Annotated in this window: 11 protein-coding genes; 7 read left to right on the forward strand and 4 right to left on the reverse strand. The window is 67.5% G+C overall.

The window, feature by feature from the left end; all coding sequences use genetic code 11:
* Positions 1-27: 27 nt before the first annotated feature.
* Positions 28-1,320: an MFS transporter gene (locus GGQ89_RS09480; protein WP_184105585.1), complete on the forward strand. Its 1,293-nt coding sequence runs from the start codon at positions 28-30 to the stop codon at positions 1,318-1,320.
* Here GGQ89_RS09480 and GGQ89_RS09485 read toward each other — a convergent pair.
* The gene (locus tag GGQ89_RS09485; RefSeq protein ID WP_184105586.1) at positions 1,278-2,033 is read right to left on the reverse strand and encodes a DeoR/GlpR family DNA-binding transcription regulator; all 756 of its coding nucleotides are present in this window, start codon (positions 2,031-2,033) and stop codon (positions 1,278-1,280) included. The two genes, GGQ89_RS09480 and GGQ89_RS09485, sit on opposite strands and share 43 nt — an antisense overlap.
* 152 nt (positions 2,034-2,185) lie before the next feature.
* The gene (locus GGQ89_RS09490; protein WP_184105587.1) at positions 2,186-4,981 is read right to left on the reverse strand and encodes a TonB-dependent receptor; all 2,796 of its coding nucleotides are present in this window, start codon (positions 4,979-4,981) and stop codon (positions 2,186-2,188) included.
* 201 nt (positions 4,982-5,182) lie between these two features.
* Here GGQ89_RS09490 and GGQ89_RS09495 point away from each other — a divergent pair, with 201 nt between their 5' ends.
* The 3 genes from GGQ89_RS09495 (at position 5,183) to GGQ89_RS09505 (ending at position 8,524) form a co-directional block, all read left to right on the forward strand.
* Positions 5,183-6,406 (forward strand): histidine-type phosphatase, encoded by a 1,224-nt coding sequence (locus GGQ89_RS09495; RefSeq protein ID WP_184105588.1) that lies wholly within the window; start codon positions 5,183-5,185, stop codon positions 6,404-6,406.
* A gap of 73 nt (positions 6,407-6,479) precedes the next feature.
* Entirely contained in the window at positions 6,480-7,160 is a 681-nt protein-coding gene (locus tag GGQ89_RS09500) for a response regulator transcription factor (protein ID WP_184105589.1), read from the forward strand.
* Positions 7,157-8,524: a sensor histidine kinase gene (locus GGQ89_RS09505; protein WP_184105590.1), complete on the forward strand. Its 1,368-nt coding sequence runs from the start codon at positions 7,157-7,159 to the stop codon at positions 8,522-8,524. The genes GGQ89_RS09500 and GGQ89_RS09505 overlap by 4 nt, the downstream gene beginning before the upstream one ends.
* A gap of 128 nt (positions 8,525-8,652) precedes the next feature.
* On the opposite strand, the gene GGQ89_RS09510 is transcribed toward GGQ89_RS09505, so the two are convergent.
* Together GGQ89_RS09510 and GGQ89_RS09515 are read right to left on the reverse strand one after the other, a co-directional pair.
* Positions 8,653-11,061: a TonB-dependent receptor gene (locus GGQ89_RS09510; RefSeq protein ID WP_184105591.1), complete on the reverse strand. Its 2,409-nt coding sequence runs from the start codon at positions 11,059-11,061 to the stop codon at positions 8,653-8,655.
* A 109-nt stretch (positions 11,062-11,170) separates the two neighbouring features.
* Positions 11,171-13,639 carry a DUF3772 domain-containing protein gene (locus tag GGQ89_RS09515; RefSeq protein ID WP_240456394.1) on the reverse strand — a complete coding sequence of 823 codons (2,469 nt, stop codon included), beginning with the start codon at positions 13,637-13,639 and terminating at the stop codon, positions 11,171-11,173.
* 160 nt (positions 13,640-13,799) lie between these two features.
* On the opposite strand from GGQ89_RS09515, the gene GGQ89_RS09520 reads away from it, so the two are divergent.
* Genes GGQ89_RS09520 through GGQ89_RS09530 form a run of 3 tightly spaced genes read left to right on the forward strand, consistent with a single transcriptional unit; the run spans position 13,800 to position 16,548 of the window.
* Positions 13,800-15,395: a sensor histidine kinase gene (locus GGQ89_RS09520; protein WP_206362722.1), complete on the forward strand. Its 1,596-nt coding sequence runs from the start codon at positions 13,800-13,802 to the stop codon at positions 15,393-15,395.
* Positions 15,392-15,775 (forward strand): response regulator, encoded by a 384-nt coding sequence (locus GGQ89_RS09525; protein ID WP_056435683.1) that lies wholly within the window; start codon positions 15,392-15,394, stop codon positions 15,773-15,775. Before GGQ89_RS09520 ends, GGQ89_RS09525 begins: the two co-directional genes overlap by 4 nt.
* Positions 15,772-16,548, forward strand: a complete 777-nt coding sequence (locus GGQ89_RS09530) for a Crp/Fnr family transcriptional regulator (RefSeq protein WP_184105593.1) — start codon at positions 15,772-15,774, stop codon at positions 16,546-16,548. The genes GGQ89_RS09525 and GGQ89_RS09530 overlap by 4 nt, the downstream gene beginning before the upstream one ends.
* The last annotated feature ends 7 nt before the right edge of the window (positions 16,549-16,555 follow it).

The raw sequence follows: 16,555 nt of genomic DNA on the forward strand, positions 1-16,555 counted from the left end.
GCCCCAAGACGGACCGACATCAGCATCATGCGCGAAAGGGACACCGCCCCGCCCGCCCCCGGTTTCTGGACGCTCGCCAGCGTCGAGGGATGGGAGCGTTGTGCGATTCAGGGCGCGAAGTCGCTACTGACCCTGTTCCTGGTCACCGACCTGCTGGTCCACGGCCAGGGGGTGATCGGACTGTCCGCCCTGCGCCGCGGGATCGAGGGCGTGACCGGCGCGCATGGCGACATCGCCTTCGCCTCGCAGCTTTACGGCCTGTACGGCGCGCTCACCTATCTGGTCCTGCCGCTGGGCGGCTGGATCGCGGATCGCAGCGGGCGGCGGCGGTTCGCCATGTATGTCGGCGCGGCGCTGATGACGCTGGGACTGATCGCGCTGGCCAGCAGCAGCTGGGCGCTGCTGGGACTGGCCCTGCTGATCGGCGGGATCGGGCTGCTCAAGGGCAATCTGGCCGCCGAGGTTGGGGCGTTGCGAGGACGCGCGGCGGGCGAGCGGCTCTATGCGGCCTATCTGGCGTTCCTGAACGGCGGGGCACTGTTGGGGCCGCTGATCGGCGGCTGGCTGGCACTGCGGTTCGGCTTTGCCGCCGCCTTCGTCGTCATGGCCGCCAGCATGGTCGCGGCAATGATGACCCTGCGCACCGCCCCGCCGGTTCGCCTGCTCGAAGCGCGCGAGGCGGACCGTCACCGCACCGACTGGCCGCGCGTGATCCTAGCCATCATCGCCGTGACACTGTGCTTCTGTGCCTATGAGCAACTCAACAACATGGTGCTGCTCTGGGCCGAACAGCGCGTCGACCTGACGCTCGGCACCTTGACGGTCCCGCCAAGCTGGCTGGCGGCGGCGGACGGGCTGTTCACCATCGCGCTGGCGCTGCTCGCCTATCGCCTCTGGCCGTGCCTGCCGCGTGAGCCGGGCCCGGCGATGAAGCTGGCCGCCGGAGGGATGGCGATGGCGATGGCCTATGTCCTGCTCGCCGGGCTGTCGGGGCGCGCGGCGCAGGTCGGGCTGATCGGGCCGGTCTGCGCCATCGCATTGCTGTCGGTCGGGGTGGTCCTGTCCTGGCCCTCGGCGCTGGCGATCGTCGCCGCCGCCGCGCCGCCGTCACGGCGCGGGCTGATGACCGGGCTGTTCTATCTCCACGGCTTCGTCGCGCATCTGGTGGTCGGGCAGTTGGGCACGCTCTATCCGCGCATGGACCTGCCGCATTTCTGGCTGATCCATGCCGGTTTCGGAATCGCGGGCGCTACGATCGCGCTGCTGATCCCGCGGGGTCAGGCGACGACCACCTCCACCCCGGCCAGCGCCTCGGCATAAGCGGGCGACAAAGGCGCATCGGTCACCAGCATCGCCACCGCATCCAGCGCCGCCACCTGGATGGTGCCGGGCCGGTCGAACTTGCTCTGGTCGGCCGCGATCAGCGTGCGGCGCGAGCGGGCGATCATCATCCGGCACAAGGCCGCCTCGCCCGCATGATAGTCGGCGAAACCATGATCGAGATTGACCGACTCGACGGACAAGATCGCCAGCGCGGGCGTGAACATGCTTAGATACTCGCGCGCGGTGGCATCGAAACAGGCGCGATACTCGTAATCCATCTCGCCGCCCGCCAGCATGATACGATTGTCGTTGCGCCCGCCCAGCTCGGCGGCGACTCCGACCGCATTGGTCACCACGGTCAGCCCCTGATGATCCCGAAGCGCCCGCGCGACATAATGGCCGGTGGTGCTGGCATCGATATAGATGGCCTGCCCGTCCGCGACGACCTCGGCGACGGCGGCGGCGATCCGCTGCTTGGCCTCGGCATGGCGTTGCAGGCGCGTGGCGAAGGAGCCCTCGGTCTCGACCTTGGCGATCCGCACCGCGCCATGCGCGCGCACAACCGCGCCCGATGCCTCGAGCACCCGCAGCTCGCGCCGCACCGTCTCCTCGGACACCGACAGCGCCTCGGCCAGTTCGCCGATTCCGTGGAACCCGCCCTCGGCAAGATACGCCACGATCTCATGCTGGCGGCGTTGGCGTTTCATCATGTCTGGCAGGTCCTCTCTTCGGGATCATGCTAGCGTGTGACCATGTGGTCAGGAACCCCACACAAAATCGCCGACGGCACAAAGATGCGCCGCCGGCGTAGGTGCGCTCCGGCGCCCATGGGGGCGGGCACCGGATCGGGGAGAGGGTAGGATCAGAAGGCGTAGGTCAGGTTGAGCATGTAGATGCGCCCCGTCTCGACATAACCGCCCTTGCGGTCGTTCGAGAGGTACGCCTTGCGCTCGCTGGTCGTCGCCCAATAGCTGTGTTCGTTAAACAGGTTCTGCACCGAGGCCCCGATCGTCAGGCCCGAGGGCAGGACATAGTTGACGATCAGGTTCGAGATGGTGGTCGGCTGGATATAGGTGTCCGGACGGCTGGAGCGCAGATCGTACAGCCGGTCGCCGGTATAGTTGTAGTTCCATTCCGCCGACAGCGGGCCATGGGCATAGAACAGCGCGGCATTGTACATGATCTTCGGCGCCTGGGTCATGCGCTGGTCGCGCATCTGGCCGTTGACGAAGACCCGCGCCTGCGCGCGCTGCACCGTGACATTGGCCTGGAGACCCAAGCCGTCGAGCAGCCCCGGCAGACCCTTTAGCGAGTAACGGCCGAACAGTTCGACGCCGTAGATCTTGCCCGTGGCGTCGGTGGTCAGCTTCGACACCTCGACCCCGCCCTGCTGTTCCGACTGGGGCGCGCCCCAAATGTTATAGTCGCCGCTGGCATTGGTGGTGCCGGTCGCGAACAGGACGTGATTCAGATCCTTGTAGAAGGGGCTGATCGAGAAGAAGTCGGTGCCCTGGCCCTTATATTCGATCGAGGCGTCGTAGTTCCACGAGGTCTGCGCATCGAGGTTCGGGTTGGGGATGAACACCCCCGTCACCTCGCCCAAGTCGTTACGCGTCACCTGCGTCGGTCCGAGCAGCAAGTCGAAAGCGGGCCGCGAATAGCTCTTCCGGATCGAGGCACGGACGACCATCGCATCATTGGGGCGATAATTGGCGATGACGCTCGGCAGCCACTGGTCGTAATGGCGGTCGGAGGTCACGAACGCGCCGCTATTGCCCTGCTCCTGGAAATAGGTGCCCTTGAAGCGGTTATATTCGTAGCGGACGCCCGGCACGACCTCCAGGTCGCCGAACCGCAGCGTCGTCATGACATAGCCCGACAACCGGTTCTCGCGCCCGTCGAGACGGTTTTCCTTCAACTTCACCGGGTCCAGTCCGGCGATCTTCGGGCTGGAGAGCTGGCGGACCTGGTTCTCGATATAGTCGGTGTCGATCAGGAAGATCGGCACCTGCGCGGCGTTGTTCATGAACCCGCCGAGCAGACGGCCGGGCAGCGAGGTCAGGACCGGGCCGGTCGCGGCATAGCGCGGCGAGTTGCTGCCGTCCGCATTGGGGAAGGTATATTGCAGCGCGCCGTCGTCGCCCAGCGCATTGGCATAGCGCTTGGCGTCCTCGACCTTGGCACCCGCCGAGATCGAGACGAGGCCCTGATCGGCATGGTGCCAGGTCGTGTCGAACTGACCCTCCAGGCGGCGTTCCCAGGTATTCTCGAACTGCTGGGTGACGTACCACTGGCGCAGCTTGCTGAGGTCGGTCAGATACGCGCGCGCCGCGTCGGTCAGGACGACCTGCGGGAAGGTGCGCTGGCCGATCGAGGTGACCATGCGATAGGCCGCCGTGCCCGTGTTGTCGGCGGTGCCGATATAGGGACGGCCCGCAAAGCCCGACTGGATACGCAGCGGATAGTCCTGCGACCCGCGCGAATAGGCGCCGTGATAGTCGAAGGTGAAGTCGCCCGAGCGGGTCTGGCCGCCCAGCTTCGACGTCACCAGCTCCTGGTTGCTGTGCTCGGTGCGGAAATAATGCGTCGCGGTCAGGCCGTAATCGGCGCGATAACCGGCGGCGTCGTACGAGCCCTTGTTGGGGTTCGGGTTGATCTGGTCGGGCGCCAGGCTGGTCTGGCGCAGCGCGGTCTGGTCCATCCAGCTCTTCAGATTGTACCGGCCATAGGTGGAGTGCAGGTACAGGTCGGTGCCCTCGCCCTTCCAGTCGAGGTTCAGCGTGCCGCCCATCCGCTCGATACGGTTGCGGAACGACTGCCACTGGGCACCGCGCGCGAACAGATTGTCGAGATTGTCGCGGATCATGCCGGAGATGTTGTTGTTATACTTCTCCCAGTCATGCTGCACGGCCGTCGACTCGCCCAGCACATGCTTCAGGCCGTAATAGGCCGAGGCATAGACGCCGAAATCGCCGAAGCGCTGGGCAGTCTCGACCTGCGCGGTGCCGCCCCAGGGGTCCTGGCGACGCGCATCGGCACGGCCCGCCAGCTGGCCCTGAAGGCGGATCTGGGTGCGGTGGTTGGGCAGGTCGAAGGCGGTGATCGGCACCATGTCGATGATGCCCGCGATCGCGTCGCCGTCGTACTTGGCGGTCGGCGCCTTGTCGACGCGCACCGTCTGGAGCGAGAAGGGCGACAACAGGTTCATCGAGATGGCGCGGGTGCGCGCATCGGTTTGCGCCAGGCGCACGCCGTCCAGCGAATAGGCGTTGTACGAAGTGTCGAGACCGCGGATCGAGACATATTGCGCCTCGCCCGTCGCCGCCGCGTTGCGCGACTGGTCGACCGAGGAGCTGATGCCCGGCAGGCGGGTCAGCAGGTCGGCCAGGTTCTGCTGCGGCTGAAGGCGCAGTTCCTCGCCCGAGACGACGGTGGCCAGCGACTGGCTGCGCAGCTGTTCGTCCTGCGCATCGACCACCGCCTGGCGATGACCCTTGACCACCACGTCCTCACCGACCTGCGGATCGGCGGCTGCGACCGCCGGTTCGTCCGGCGCGACGATCGGATCGGCGGCGAAAGCCGGTGCGGCAATCAGGAAGGTCGCGGCGGTGCCGCACAACAGGCGCACGACATGCGCCCGCTTGGCCGAAGCGGTCATGGAATTTCCCCTGGATCAATTTGATGGCGACGCCCCCTAGGACGCCTTCGACGGCCCCGCTAGGGATGGCATGTGACAGCGCGATGACTTATTGACCGACTTTTGATGACTTCTAAAAAATCTTGCCACGACGCTGGCCCAGCCTCGCGAAGCCGTGGCCAATGTCACAGTCCTGACCCGAAATCGGTCCAAAGCTGCGCGATGACCGTCCTTTCCCGCCGCCTGATCGCGCCGCTCGCCCTCTATGCCCTGTCCATGCTGGCCGTGCCGGTCGCGGCGCAGGATGTCCCTGCCTCGAAGGGGCTGACGCTCGACCGGGTGGTGGTGCTGATGCGGCATGGCGTACGCGCGCCGCTGGACGGCGAGGTGCCGCACGGCACGCGCACCGCCAAGCCCTGGCCGATCTGGACCACGCCCGAAAGCGAACTGACCCCGCGCGGGGCCGAGGCGCTGGCCGCCGAGGCGCGGGCCGATCGCGCCGCCTGGGTCGCGCGCGGCCTGTTGCCGCAGGGCTGCCCCGCGCCGGGCAGCATCCGCATCCGCACCAACAGCCCGTCCCGCACGATCGCCAGTGGGGAGGCCTATGCCAAGGCGCTGACCCCGGGTTGCGCGATGCCCGTCGCGCACAATCCGATGGGCCAGGTCGATCCCCTGTTCGAGCCGTTGCGCGCCCGTGCCACCCGTTTCGATGCCGACGCGGCGGTGGCGGATATCAACCGCTTCACCGGCGGCATGGACGCGTTGGCCGCGCGCCACCGTCCGGCACTTCGGCTGCTGGACCAGGTGCTGGGCTGCGGCGATGCCAAGGGCTGCGACCCGGCAGGCCCCGCACGGCTGACGCCTTCGGCCGATGGCCATGGCATCGACCTCACCGGGCCGATCCGCACCGCCTCGGGCACCGCGCAGGTGCTGCTGCTGCAATATGCCGAAGGGCTGTCGCCCTCGGTCGGCGGCGCGCCGGTCGACGGCAAGATGCTGGCACGGCTGGGCACGGTCCATGCCGCGCTGTTCGACGTCTATTCGCGCTCGCCCTATATGGCCGCACACCAGTCGGCGGCGTTCGGGCGGCACATGATCGACGCGCTGACCGCGAAGGACGGCGCAAAGCTGGACATGCTGGTCGGGCACGACACCAATGTCACCGCGCTGGCCGCCCTGCTCGGCTTCGATCTGGTCGCGCCGGGCTATGCCGTGAACGATGCCGCGCCGGGCGGAGCGATCCTGATCGAGCGCTGGCATGATGCGAAGGACCGTGCCTTCGTCACCGTCCATTATCGCACCCAGTCGCCCGAAGGGATCCGCGCCCATGCCGCCGCCGTCTCGACACGGTCCGTGACGGTGCGCGGCTGTCCCGCCCATGCGCCCTGCCCGCTCGACCGTTTCGTGCGGCTGTTCGGCGAGCGGCTGGCTCCGCTGGCCCGCTAGGATCGGCGGGGCAGGACTTGCCACCGCGCTTTTGCCCGGTAGGGCGAAGGCGAAGACGGTTTGGAAAGTGACGATGAGCCTGCATTTGCTTCTGGTCGAGGACGACGCCACCTATGCCCATGGCCTCGCCGCCGACCTGATGGGGCTGGGGCACCGGGTCGAACATGTCATCGATGGCCGCTTCGCACTCGCCGTGATCGACCGCGAGCAATATGACGCGGTGATCCTCGACCGGATGATGCCGCGCCTCGACGGGCTGTCGGTGGTCGAGACGCTGCGCGCGCGCGGGATCACCCTGCCCGTCGTTATGCTGACCGCGCTGTCCATGGCGACGGACAAGGTCGACGGGCTGGAAGCGGGCGCGGACGATTATGTCGTCAAGCCGGTCGAGCCGCAGGAACTGGTCGCGCGCATCCAGGCGGTGATCCGGGGCCGCCGCTGGACGGTCAGCGAAACCGACACCATCCGCGCAGGGAACATCGTGGTCAGCCCGACCAGCTTTCGCGCCTGGCGCAGCGGGCAGCCGATCACGCTGGCCAATCTGGAGCTGAAGCTGCTGGCCGAACTGGCACGCCATGCAGGCGAGGTGCTGACCCGCGCCATGCTGATCGAGCGGGTCTGGGGTTATGATTTCGAGCCGGAGACCAATATCGTCGACGTCTATATCCGGCGCCTGCGCATCAAGCTGACCGAGAATGGCGGCGAGGATCCCATCGAAACGGTGCGCGGGATCGGCTATTCGCTGAAACCATGATCAAGCGCGCGATCCGTCGTCTGTCGCTGCGCGGGCTGACCATCGCCGTCCTGGCCCTGTTCCTGATCGCCACGGTCGCCACCGGCATCTCGATCCTGGCCGCCAACCGGGTGACGGTCGCACGCGCGGTCGATCGCCGGATCGAGGCGATCGCCGATCTGGTGCTGGAGTGGGATGCGGGCGAGACGCGGCTCCCCACCCCGCTGCTGCTCGCGCGGATCGCCACCTTGTCGGGGCAGCGCGATACCGGGGATATCGGCCTGTTGCTGCTGGGGGCGGACGGACGGCGGCTGGGCGGCAATATCGCCCCGCGCTCCACCCTGCCGATGGGCCGGTCGGACCTGCGCCAACGCGACGGGATCATCGGCCTGTCGCATGGCCGCGCGCTGGTTCGCGATGCGGGTGAAGGGCGGCGGCTGGCGGTGGTGGCGGAAACCGAACCGTTCGACAGCCACCGTGCCATGCGGACGCGCATCTATCTGACCGGGTTCGGCTCGATCATCCTGATCGTGGTCGGCGGCGTCATCGCCTTTTCAATGCTGGTCGGCCGCCGCATCGCCGACCAGCGCGCCACGGTCGAGGCGATCATCGCAGGCAATATCCGTCACCGCGTGCCGGTGACCGGATCGGGTGACGAGTTCGACCGCCAGGCCGCCGCCTTCAACCGGATGCTCGACCGCATCGCCGAGCTGATGGACGCGATGCGCAGCCAGTCGAACGACATCGCGCATGACCTGCGCACGCCCCTGTCGCGGCTGCGCGGCCAGCTGGCACGCATGGTCGAGGACGCCCGCGACCCCGCCCAGGCCGAGCGCGCCGGCGCCGCACTGGCCCAGTGCGACGCGCTGCTCGCCATGTTCGCCGCCCTGCTCCGCATCGCCGAGATCGAGGCGGGGCATCGCCAGGCGGGCTTCGCCCCCTTCGACCTGTCCGCGCTGGTCCGCGACACGGGCGCGATGATGATTCCCGTCGCCGAGGATGCGGGCCATTCCCTGAGCATCGCGGTCCATGCCGCGCTCCCGGATTTCGTCGGGGACCGGCAGTTGCTGACCCAGGCGCTGGTCAACCTGATCGGCAATGCGATCAAATATGGTGCGGCGGGCGGCACGATCCGGGTGTCGCTGGACGCGGGCGAGGAGGGCGTGACCCTGAGCATCGCCGATAACGGCCCCGGCATCGCGCCCGAGGATCGCGCCCATGCGCTGCGCCGTTTCGGACGGCTCGACACCGCGCGGGGGGCGGCGGGGGGCCATGGCCTGGGCCTTCCGCTGGTCGAGGCGATCGCACGACTGCATCGCGGGCGGCTGGAACTGGGCGATGCCGCGCCGGGGCTGGTGGTGTCGCTGATCCTGCCCGGTCGATAATATGAAACGAATAAGATGAATTCACCCCTCCCCTGAAGGGGAGGGGCTCGCAGTGAGCCCATGCAGGGGCAACAACAAAAAAGGGCCACCCCGAAGGGCGGCCCTGAAGTTGGGTATCCGGGTCGGGATCAGAAGCGAACCGTGCCCTCCAGGCCGATGGTGCGCGGCGGGTTGAAGTTGCCATAGTCGCCCAGCGTCGCGGCATTGGCGGCCGAGCGGCGATAGACGAAGCTGTTGTTGAGCAGATTGCGGCTCCACAGCGACAGGGTCATCTTCGTGCCGCCCTCGGTCAGCGGCAGGTCGGCCAGCGCGATGCGGCCGTTCATCACGAAGGTCTTGTCGGTGCGCGTCGTCTCGTTCTGGAAGCTATAGGCCGGGTCGGCATAGTTGGCGTCCAGGTGGAAACGGACCTTGGCCTCCGAACCCGCCAGCGGCACCTCGTAATCGGCATAGGCCGAGGCGGCGTTGCGCGGCGTATAGACCACGAACACCTGGGTCAGCGCGTTGCCCAGGAACGGGTTCGGCGTCAGCGGCACGTTGGTATAGGTGTAGGCATAGGACGCGCCGACCGTCATCCCCTCGATCGGGCTGGTCGTGATGTCGGCCTCGACCCCGCGAATCTTGGACGTGCCCGGCGCGTTGCGGGTTTCCTCGGTGTGCAGGTTGTAGGTCGGGCTGGCCGGGTTGGTGTCGACATTGTCGAAGTCGATCTGGGTGCCGGTGCGGTCCATGATATAGCCCGCCAGGTTCAGGCGGACGCGCTTGTCGAACAGGTCCATCTTCGACCCGATCTCATAGGACTTGACCGCTTCGGCGCCGAACGAGGCGAAGGTCTGCGACCGATCATTGGCACCGCCCGCGCGGTAGCCGGTCGAATATTTCGCGTAGAGATGGACCGTGTCGGTCGCGTCGAACGCCGCCGTCACCATCGGATCGAACCGGCTGTTGTCGAAGGTGAAGGGGAAGTTGGTCGACTTGCCCTGCACCAGATATAGCGTGCCGTTGCGCTTGTCGTGGGTGTAGCGGCCGCCCAGCGTCAGGTGGAAGGCGTCGAAGCCCGCCGGGGTATAGGTCGCCTGCGCGAAGGCCGCATAGCTATAGGCGCGGGCGAAGCTGCCGCGCTGGAAGAAGAACGAACCCGGTGCCCAGCCCTGGTTGCCCGAACCGATGGTGCCCAGCGCGGTCTGCGACAGGATGGTGTAGCCGGTGCCGTCCGCATTCCACTGGTTGGTCGACGGGGTCGCCGCCTGCTCGCGGGCGTTTTCGGTGAAGTAGAACAGGCCCGCCACGTAATCGAGCTGCGGCAGGCTGCCGACCGCCTGGAATTCCTGGCTGAACTGGTGCTGCTGCATGAAGGACAGGCTGTAGCGGCTGAACTTGCCGTTGGGCAGGAACACGGTGCGGTGCGCACCGCCCGAATTGTCCCACTGGTCGGTCGACACGCCGCGCCATGCGGTGATCGAGCGCAGCTCCAGGCCCGGCGCCACGTCATAGTTCAGCTTGGCCGAGAAGCCGTGGGTACGGTCGACGCTGTACTGCTGCGGCACGCCGATATCGGCGGTCTTCATGCGATCGTCGCCTGACACGACGACCAGAGGCGACAGCGGCGCGATGGTGCCGGAGGGCAGCTTGCCGCCATTGGCGTTGATCTGCGCGATGGTCGCGACGGGCAGGCCGCGCGGGTTGTAGTTCAGCAGCTGGCTGTAGAAGGGCGAGTTCTCGTCCTTCGCCTGGTCATAGGACAGCTCGGCCGAGAAGCCGTCGACCGGCTTCCACACGGCGGCGACATGGCCGCCCACGCGGTTGTACGCGCCCCAGCCCACGCTGCCCGGCAGCGGGTTCTTCACGAACGGGTTCTGGTGCTGGATCACGCCGTCCAGCTTGATCGAGATATTGTTGAACTGGGGCAGATTGACGTGCGCGGCGGTGTTGTACGCGCCGTAATTGCCGAAGCCCGCGGTCAGCGAGCCGCCGAACTTACCGGTCGGCCTGGCGGTGACGATCGACAGCGCGCCGCCCTCGGTGTTGCGGCCGAACAGCGTGCCCTGCGGCCCGCGCAGCACTTCGACGCGCTCGATGTCGAACAGCGCGGCGTTCAGGCCCTGCGAACGGCCCAGATACACGCCGTCGAAATAGACGCCGACGCCGGTGTCGCGCGCGGTCTGGTTCTGATCGAACGGCACGATGCCGCGGATACCGACGGTCAGCGCCGACTGGCGCGCCTCGAAGGTGGCGACACGCAAGCTCGGCACCGTGCCGTCGGCCAGGTCGAGCAGGCTCTGGACATGGCGGTCCTTCAGCACGGTCGGGTCGATGACCGAGATGGCGATCGGCGTCTTCTGAAGGCTGGTCTCGCGCTTGGTCGCGGTGACGACGATGTCCTTCAGCTCACCCGAATCGGTGGCGGGATCGGTCGCCGCGGCGGCGGGGGCCGGATCGGCGGCAGGCTTGGTGTTGGCGGCGAAAGCAGGCGTGGCGGCGAGTGCCAGAAGCGCGGAACCGCCCAGCAGCGCGGCGCGAACGAAATTGGTGTTCATGGTGGTTATTATCCCTATCCCCCGATCGACCTTCCGGTCGTCGCTGGCCGCGCGGATAGGGATGCTGCAAGAAGCTGGTGTTACCTTTCTATGACCAATGCCAACTTGTTCATTTCATCTTGGTTTCATCTTGGCCTGGCGGCGCAGACGCAGCCGGGCTGGCCGTCCCGCCATGGCGCACCAGTTCCATCTTCTGCGGCAGGGTGCCGATCTCGATATCCCTGTCCCGGAGCGCCGCGAGCAACGCGAACAGCACCGCGCTGCGCGTGCCATAGGCCGCACGCGGGCTTTCGACATGGGCGAAGCAGTTGAAATGAATGCGCCCGTCGACGATCGAGTCGATGAACGCCTTGGGCGCCGGATCGGCCAGCACCGCCTCCTCGGCGGTGAAACAGTCGAGCACGATGCCCCGCACCATATCCGCATCCGTCTCGATCGGGACCGAAAACTGGATCTGGACGCGCCCCAGCGGCCCGGCGAGCGTCTTGTTGAGCACCGATTTGGTGATCAGCTCGGAATTGGGGACGATCAGCGTCGAATGGTCGGCCAGTTCGATCTCGGTCGAGCGCACGCTGATCCGCTTGACGTCGCCCTCATCGGTGCCGACCCGGATCAGGTCGCCGATCTTGATCGGCCGTTCGGCCAGCAGGATCAGGCCGGACACGAAATTCTGGGTGATCGCCTGAAGGCCGAAACCGATGCCGACCGACAAGGCGGACAGCAGAAGCGCGATCCGCTCCACCCCGATGCCCAGCGACGCCAGTGCCCAGATCACCGCCAGCGCGATGCCGATATAGCGCGCGACCAGACTGACCGAGTTACGCCCCGACCCGTCCAGATCGGTCGCGGGCAGATAGCGTTGCTCCAGCCAGCGCATGAACAGGCGCACCAGCCCCAGCCCGACGAACAGCACCACCAGCCCGCGCAGGATCGCACCGGGCGAGATCCAGACATTGCCGATCTTGACCCCGTCGGCGACGCTGGTGATCTGGTCGAACACCGCCCCCGGATCGCCGCTCGCCCCGAACGGCTGGAGCAGCACACCCAGCGTCAGCAGCACCAGGACCAGCCGGATCATGCCCGACAGGACCAACCCGAACTGGTCGATCATGCTGCCGCGCACGCCCAGCGCGCGGGTCAGGGTGACGCCGACCTTGCTGTCGCGCACGAAGACCGAGGTCGCGATATCGTCGGCGGCCACCAGCATCAGATAGAGCGCCGAGCCGAGCAGCACGGTCCACCCGATCATCAGCGCGACGAACCAGCTGAACCAGATATAGCCGACCAGCAGCGCCAGCCCGGCCACGCCGACCGCGATCCAGGCGACGAGCGTCGCGACGCTTAGCCCCGCACTGACCCCGGCATGGGTCGCGGCATCCTCCTGCGCGACGCGCCGGGCGCGCAACTGGCCCAGCACCACCAGGGTCGCGACGATCAGCAACAGGTGAAGCAGCGCCTCGACCGCCTGGCTGGCGATCACAGCGCTGCGGCTGCTGCCGATCGCGCCCTCGAACGACATCACCATCGTGGTAATGAAGGTCAGCAGGGTCAGGCCCCAGGACAAAGGCCGCAGCCGCTGCGCCGTTTCATTGTCAAGCGGCGCGATCCGCCACGAGGGCTGGCTGCGCATCAGGACCGCGCCGGTCACCGCCGCGGTGAATCCCGCCACGCCCGAGGCGAAGACGAAACCGTCGAGAAAACTCGTCCAGCGTTGCGGCAGCAACCCCGCCCAGCGCAGCCCCTGGACAAAGACGAAGGCGGCGGCGAGCGGGCAGAGCGTACCCACCGCCACCCGCCAGAAGGTATAGGCCGAGCGCCGTACCCGGCTGGGCGGCGCCTCGGCGATTAGACGGCGCTGCGCCAGCCGGTGTCCGCCCAGCCGTACCGGGCCGATCAGGATGACCGCCAGGGCAAAGCCCAGCAGCGCCTGCCACGGGATGCCGCCGCGCCATTGCTGCGCGATCTGTTCGCCGCCCTGTTTCAGGAACAGCCCGACCCGCCGCCAGTCGCGCGGGGCCTGTTCCAGCACGATGGTCCAGAAGGCGGGGCTCAGCGGCGACGGCGCCTTGGACGACAATTTCTCGTTGAACTGCGCGGCCTTGCTCTGATCGATCTCGTCGACCAGCTGCCCCGCCTCGACCCCCGCCAGCCGCCCGCGCTTGATCGCCGCGTCGATGGTCGAGCGCAGCAGTGACAGCGCCTTGCGCTGCGCGACCAGCTCGGGGGCCTCCGCCTCGCCGGGCGTTGGCGTGCCGAGCCCGGTGATCCGCGCATTCACCAGCGCCAGCTGCTCGGTCAGGTCGGACACCGCCTGGTCGGTCGAATCCTTGGCGCCCTGCGCCCGGTCGCGCAGTTCACGCCGATCGTCATCATCGACCTTGGAGTCGAGCGCCCGGTCGACCGCGCGCACCTCCGCCTCGGCCTCGGCGATACGGGTGGCCGAGGCCGTCGCCGGATTGCCCTGCGCCGACACCGGCACGCCCGTTCCGACCAGCCCGACCATGATGCAGGCCAGGACCAGGAAGCGCAGGACAGCGGAGGGCGCGGGACAGGACAGCGCGAAAGAGGACCGGGACATGGGGCATGCTCATAACCCCCCGCCGCCGGTCAGGCGAGAGGCTGACGGTTCCGCGCGTCCATTCGGTCCATCCCGGACATTTGCCACTTGATCCGAAATCGTGTGTATCGGGGAGCCCGCACCGGCCGGGATCGTTGACACCGATCGGACGATTTTTCGCATGACTGAACTCGCCTCCCTTCATGGGCAAACGCCCTTGTCCGCTCCCCCCAGGGGGCCGCTGCCGCACGACTCGCATGTGCTGGCGGGGATCAACCGCATCCTGCAGGAAGCCCTGCGCGCCTCGACCGAAGAGGAGTTGGGCCAGCTGTGCCTGGCGGTGGCCGAGGACCTGACCGGCGCGGCGTTCAGCTTTTTCGGCGAGCGGCGGGACTCGCACGACCGGCTGGATCATATCGCGATCAGCGAGCGCGGCTGGGCCGCCTATGCGGGCGACGATCCCGACTTCAGCCAGCGCCAGCTGCCCAACGGCATGAAGATCCACGGCATTTTCGGCCAGGTGATCCTTCAGGATCGCAGCATGATTGTGAACGACCCCGCCAACCACCCCGACCGGGTGGGCACGCCGGAGGGTCATCCCATGTTGCGCAACTTCCTGGGCGTGCCGCTGCGCCGCGATGGCGAGACCTTCGCGATGTTCGCTCTGGGCAACCATCCCACAGGCTTTACCGAGCGCGAACGCGCCATCGCCGAGGAACTGGCCCCCGCCATCGTCCAGGCCCTGTTGCGCAAGCGGGCCGAGGTCGCCTCGCGCGCCAGCCAGCGGCGGTTGCTGAGCCTGATCGAGGGTATTCCGCAACTGGTCTGGACCGCGATGCGCGACGGGCAATGGACCTGGGTCAGCCCGCAATGGGTCGCCATGACGGGGCTCAGCGTCGAGGAAAGCCTGGGCCATGGCTGGCTGGCCGCCGTCCATCCCGACGACCGCGATGCCGCGCGGCGTTTCTGGAACGGCGCGGGCGAACATGGCGAGCTGGCGATGGAGGGGCGGTTGCGCCATGGCCAGACCGGCCGATATCGCTGGTTCAAGACACGCGCGACGCCGGTGCGCGACGATCACGGCACCATCGTCGAATGGTTCGGCACCTCGACCGATATCGACACGCTGCGCCGTCTTCGCGAGCGGCAGGAGACGCTGGTCGCCGAGTTGCAGCACCGGGTCCGCAACATCCTGACCATCGTCCGTTCGATCTTCACGCGCACTGTCGAGAGCGGCGGGCCGATCGACGAGATTTCGGATCATTTCCGCGGACGGCTCGACTCGCTGGCGCGTACCCAGGTGGTCGCAACGCAGACACGGTCGGGCCGGGTGGACCTGGAAAACCTGATCCGCGACGAGCTATTGGGTGTGGGCGCTATCGAGGACGACCGGCTGTCGATCGAAGGGCCGGACATCTCGCTGCCCGCGGATACGGCGGAAACCATGGGTCTGGCGATCCACGAACTGACCACCAATGCCCTGAAATATGGGGCGCTGCGCCATCCCGCCGGACGGTTGTCGATCGCGTGGGCGATCGAACTTAAATCAAATAGCGAATGCGAACTGATTGTAAAATGGGATGAAACGGGTGTACCAGCAATGCCGGTCCCGCCTGTACGTCAGGGATTCGGGACCGAGTTGATCCGCGAGGCCTTGCCTTATGGGCTGGGCGCACGGACCAGACTGGAATTTCGCGGTGGCGGCGTCCTATGTGTGATAACGCTACCATGGGCTGCAGATGACGCCGACGCGTTGAACCGGAGCACCGAGGGATGAACCGCCGATCGCCGCTGGCCGACAAGCGTATCCTCGTGGTCGAGGACGAGTATTTCATTGCGCGCGACCTGGAGCGCGCGTTGCGCGCCGCCGATGCCATCGTGGTCGGCCCCGTCGCCACGCTGGAACAGGGGCTCGACCTTGCCGAGAACCAGCCGCTCGACGCGGCGGTGCTCGACGTCAATCTGGCGGGCGAACGCGCTTTCGAAATCGCGGACTGCCTGTCGGCGCGCGACGTGCCCTGGACCTTCCTGACCGGCTATGACGAATGGGCGCTGCCCGCCCCCTATCGATCGGCCTCGATCGTCGCCAAGCCGTTCCAGCCCGACCGCATCATCCGCGCGATCGGCGCCCTGATACCCGACAAAGGATGCGCATGACCTCTTCCTCCGCCGCCCTGTCGTCCTCCCCGTCCTCGGCCGCCGCGTCCGAGGGGATTGCCGCCGCCGCGATCCGTCGGTTGACCGCGCTGACGCCGCTGGCCGACGCGGACCTCACGCTGCTCGACACCGCCGCCGACCGGGCGCTGACCTATCCGGTGCGCCACACCTTCCAGACGATCGGCCGTCCGGTGGCCGACCCGCTGCTGCTGTTGCAGGGCTGGGCCGCGCGGGTGCGGATCCTGCCCGACGGGCGGCGGCAGTTCATGAGCTTCTACCTGCCGGGCGACGTCATCGGTTCGACGCATCATGCGCACCCCATCGCCTCCGCGACGGTGGTGGCCATCACCGAATGCGTCGCCTGCCCCGCCCCCGCCGCCCCCGCCGGATCGGGCCTGGCCCAGGCCTATGCCGTCGGCGAGGCGCTGGACGAGGCCTATCTGCTGGGCCATGTCGTCCAGCTCGGCCGACTGAACGCGCAGGAGCGGATCAGCGATTTCCTGCTCGAAATCTATGAGCGGCTGTCGCTCGCCGGGCTGACCGTGGGCGGCAGTTTCGAGATGCCGCTGACCCAGGAAATGCTGGCCGATGCGCTGGGCCTGACCCCGGTGCACGTCAACCGGATGATCCAGCAGGCGCGGCGCGACGGCGACCTGATGTGGAAATCGGGCCGCGTCCTGCTCCGCGATCCCGAACGCACCGCGCGCACCATCGGCCGGCTGAGCCCGCAGGTGACCGGCACCCAGACCATGCCGCAGGCGAGAGTGGACTGATGCGCAA

This window comes from Sphingomonas yabuuchiae (genome assembly GCF_014199595.1).
In the GTDB taxonomy this organism is placed as follows: domain Bacteria; phylum Pseudomonadota; class Alphaproteobacteria; order Sphingomonadales; family Sphingomonadaceae; genus Sphingomonas; species Sphingomonas yabuuchiae.

Coding starts and splice junctions, on each gene's coding strand:
- GGQ89_RS09485 (WP_184105586.1), bottom strand. CDS start 2,033: ATGATGAAACGCCAACGCCGCCAGCATGAGATCGTGGCGTATCTTGCC.
- GGQ89_RS09525 (WP_056435683.1), top strand. CDS start 15,392: ATGAACCGCCGATCGCCGCTGGCCGACAAGCGTATCCTCGTGGTCGAG.
- GGQ89_RS09490 (WP_184105587.1), bottom strand. CDS start 4,981: ATGACCGCTTCGGCCAAGCGGGCGCATGTCGTGCGCCTGTTGTGCGGC.
- GGQ89_RS09500 (WP_184105589.1), top strand. CDS start 6,480: ATGAGCCTGCATTTGCTTCTGGTCGAGGACGACGCCACCTATGCCCAT.
- GGQ89_RS09530 (WP_184105593.1), top strand. CDS start 15,772: ATGACCTCTTCCTCCGCCGCCCTGTCGTCCTCCCCGTCCTCGGCCGCC.
- GGQ89_RS09510 (WP_184105591.1), bottom strand. CDS start 11,061: ATGAACACCAATTTCGTTCGCGCCGCGCTGCTGGGCGGTTCCGCGCTT.
- GGQ89_RS09515 (WP_240456394.1), bottom strand. CDS start 13,639: ATGTCCCGGTCCTCTTTCGCGCTGTCCTGTCCCGCGCCCTCCGCTGTC.
- GGQ89_RS09520 (WP_206362722.1), top strand. CDS start 13,800: ATGACTGAACTCGCCTCCCTTCATGGGCAAACGCCCTTGTCCGCTCCC.
- GGQ89_RS09505 (WP_184105590.1), top strand. CDS start 7,157: ATGATCAAGCGCGCGATCCGTCGTCTGTCGCTGCGCGGGCTGACCATC.
- GGQ89_RS09480 (WP_184105585.1), top strand. CDS start 28: ATGCGCGAAAGGGACACCGCCCCGCCCGCCCCCGGTTTCTGGACGCTC.
- GGQ89_RS09495 (WP_184105588.1), top strand. CDS start 5,183: ATGACCGTCCTTTCCCGCCGCCTGATCGCGCCGCTCGCCCTCTATGCC.